Origin of the sequence: Paraburkholderia atlantica (genome assembly GCF_009362785.1) — a bacterium.
In the GTDB taxonomy this organism is placed as follows: Bacteria; Pseudomonadota; Gammaproteobacteria; order Burkholderiales; family Burkholderiaceae; genus Paraburkholderia; species Paraburkholderia atlantica.
Genome location: NZ_WHNQ01000152.1, coordinates 1 through 2,717, shown reverse-complemented (window position 1 = coordinate 2,717; position 2,717 = coordinate 1). Strand labels below are relative to the sequence as shown.

Sequence of the window (2,717 nt, the reverse complement as noted above, 5' to 3'; positions counted from 1 at the left end):
CACTGGCAGCATCTGCGCACCACGAACCCGATTGAATCGACCTTTGCGACGGTGCGCCATCGCACGAAACGCACGCGCAACTGTGTATCGCGCGCGACGTTCCTCGGGCTGGCGTTCAAGCTGATCGAGTCGGCCGAAGAATCGTGGCGGCGCATCCGCGCCCCGGAAAAGCTCACTTCGATGCTTGACGGGATGACGTTCAAGGATGGAGAACCGGTGACCGACAGCACACCGGCTCAGCAATCGCTAGCCGCCTGATTACGCCGAGACCGCATACACCAGATTTGACTTTAACTCCGTTCTACCTGTGGACCCGCGAATCGGTGGCAAAGCTGATTGAGCGCGAGTGCGGCGTGAAAGTGTCGAAGTGGACGGCGGGCCGATACCTCAAGGCATGGGGCATGACCGCCCAGAAACCTGTTCGACGCGCGTACGAGAGAAAGGACGAGGAAATCGAGCGCTGGCTGAACGAGGATTATCCGGGCATTGCGAAAGAGGCGAAGCAGGAAGGGGCAACCATCTATTGGGGCGACGAAATGGGCTTGCGCAGCGACCACGTGAGCGGTACCAGCTTTGCCCTGAAGGGCGAAACGCCGGTCGTCAGGGCGACCGGAAAGCGCTTCGGCTGCAACATGATTTCTGCGATCACGAATCGTGGAGAACTGAGCTTTATGGTCTTCGAAGGGACGTTCAAAAACGCGACCTTCATCGATTTCCTGAAACGCCTGCTCAAGCAGGCCACGCGCATGATCTACCTGATCGTCGATGGGCATCCTGTGCACCGGTCCAAAGCAGTCAAGCGGTACGTCGCCGATAACGCTGCACGTCTGCGCCTGATCCGGTTGCCGGGGTATTGCCCCGAGCTCAATCCTGACGAGCTGCTCAACCAGGACGTCAAAACCAACGCGCTCGGCAAAAGCCGACCGGCGACCAAGGCGGAACTGATCGGCGCGATCCGGCGACACCTGCATCGCCGACAGAAGGAGCCTCACATGATTCGCAACCTCTTTAAAGAAAAACATGTCCGGTACCCAGCCTGAGAAGAGGCACTATTTGATGCACCAGTCAGTAAGTCGTAAAACGTCCTTGATCATGCGCATGTTCATCCGGTGCGCGGGCATGTTCTCTCCGGCCAAAGCCGGCGAGCATAGCCCGCGTGGTTGATGTCATGCGCAACGCCAATCCTGCCGTCCGGTCCGCTCGGTCACGTTCCCGAAATGAACGGTCACGTTGCCGAAATCGCCGGTCACGATCCCGAAACGGTCGGTCACGTTCATCCGAAATACGCAGCAGCAGTAATGTTCGACGGTGGATCAGGCGGATATACGCGGGTTGGGTACCGCATTACAGTGGACCGCCTCATGAGCCTGCCGCTACCTTACCGCGCAAGTCGGCCAATGGCCGTTGCGAAGTCCGAACGCGGGTTGCTCGGATGCCGGGCTGCGCCGTCTTCAGGAAACTTCTTCCGTGAAGTTGGGGGAGGTTTGGTGCCGCCGTCATGCCTCCGGTTGGGTTGTGCGTGGAAGGGCCAATGACATCGCAAGCCGACCGATGTCCCAGATGAAGCCCGCCAGTTCGCGGGCGATGGCAACGACTGCAATGTTCTTCTGCTTGCCGGGCGCGACGAGCTTCCGATAGCGCCGGCACAGGCGCACCTGGGCGTCCCAGGCTCGGTCGATGATGGGCTTGGGCAGTCCTTCAAGACGTGCCTGGATTTCCCTGCTCAGCCGCGCGCAATGGCGGTAGCTCCACGCTGCCTCCACCAGCAGCTTCCTGGCGTAGCAGTTACCGGGGCACTGTCACGTTGGCGAGGTAGTCACGTAAGATGTCACGATGAAGAAAAGAAAATCGCTTTATCACGGCCACCGGTTCCCGGCGGCAATCATTCTCGCGGTTCGGTGGTATTTGAACCGCCCCGGGTTTCCCGGAGACTATTTTGCTTGAGTCATGCCACGGTGGCAGACCCAGCGAGATTTGCATAATAAGCGGCTTCTGCCTCGGCAGGTGGAATGTTGCCGATGGGGCCGAAGAGCCGACGATTGTTGAACCAGTCAACCCATTCGAGCGTCGCCATTTCAACGGCGTGCGGATTGCGCCACGGTCCGAGGCGATGGATCACCTCTGCCTTGTACAAGCCGTTGATCGTTTCAGCCAGTGCGTTATCGTAGGAGTCGCCCACGCTGCCCACTGACGGCTCGATGCCAGCCTCGACCAGACGATCCGTATAGCGGATTGATACGTATTGCACGCCGCGGTCGCTGTGATGGATCAGCCCGTCCTGCTGCACCGGTTTTCGCTCGTACAAGGCCTGCTCCAGTGCGTCCAGAACGAAGTCCGTGCGCGCCGAACTTGACACACGCCAGCCGACAATGCGTCGGGCGAACACGTCGATGATGAACGCGACATAGACGAAGCCCTCCCAGCTCGATAGTGGAGTAAGAGACCGGGCGTAGTCGAGCTATCTCCCGGCCTCTCCTCCCCGAACCGGACTTGCACCTCTCAGCGCATCCGGCTCTCCGTTCAAGCGTTGCTCATAGCAAAGGCGACATCGGGATAGCGCGACTCGATGATACTGCGTGCCTCATCGCGCAAGATGTACGGATTTTCCGACGGGTTACGCCACCTGAATTGACCCTTCCGACTGGTAACAAGACGCCGAAGCGCCACCGTCCCGTACCAACCCCGACTATTCTGGCCTTGAAGCAGCCATGTCTTGG

Annotated in this window: 1 protein-coding gene and 5 pseudogenes; 3 read left to right on the top strand and 3 right to left on the bottom strand. The window is 59.4% G+C overall.

The window, feature by feature from the left end; genetic code table 11:
- Both GCT19_RS41640 and GCT19_RS41635 read left to right on the top strand, forming a co-directional pair.
- A pseudogene (locus tag GCT19_RS41640) lies at positions 1-258 on the top strand (IS256 family transposase); the annotation flags it as partial.
- Between the two features lie 26 nt (positions 259-284).
- A complete protein-coding gene (locus GCT19_RS41635; protein ID WP_227749505.1) occupies positions 285-1,040 on the top strand; it encodes an IS630 family transposase in 756 nt (251 codons plus the stop codon).
- Positions 1,041-1,496: 456 nt separating this feature from the next.
- On the opposite strand, the pseudogene GCT19_RS41630 reads toward GCT19_RS41635, so the two are convergent.
- Positions 1,497-1,790 (bottom strand): annotated as a pseudogene (locus GCT19_RS41630) (IS110 family transposase); the annotation flags it as partial.
- Positions 1,791-1,833: 43 nt separating this feature from the next.
- On the opposite strand from GCT19_RS41630, the pseudogene GCT19_RS41625 reads away from it, so the two are divergent.
- Positions 1,834-1,905: pseudogene (locus GCT19_RS41625) on the top strand (transposase); the annotation flags it as partial.
- A 40-nt stretch (positions 1,906-1,945) separates the two neighbouring features.
- Here GCT19_RS41625 and GCT19_RS41620 read toward each other — a convergent pair.
- Positions 1,946-2,431 (bottom strand): annotated as a pseudogene (locus tag GCT19_RS41620) (IS3 family transposase); the annotation flags it as partial.
- Between the two features lie 89 nt (positions 2,432-2,520).
- Positions 2,521-2,717: pseudogene (locus GCT19_RS44270) on the bottom strand (group II intron reverse transcriptase/maturase); the annotation flags it as partial.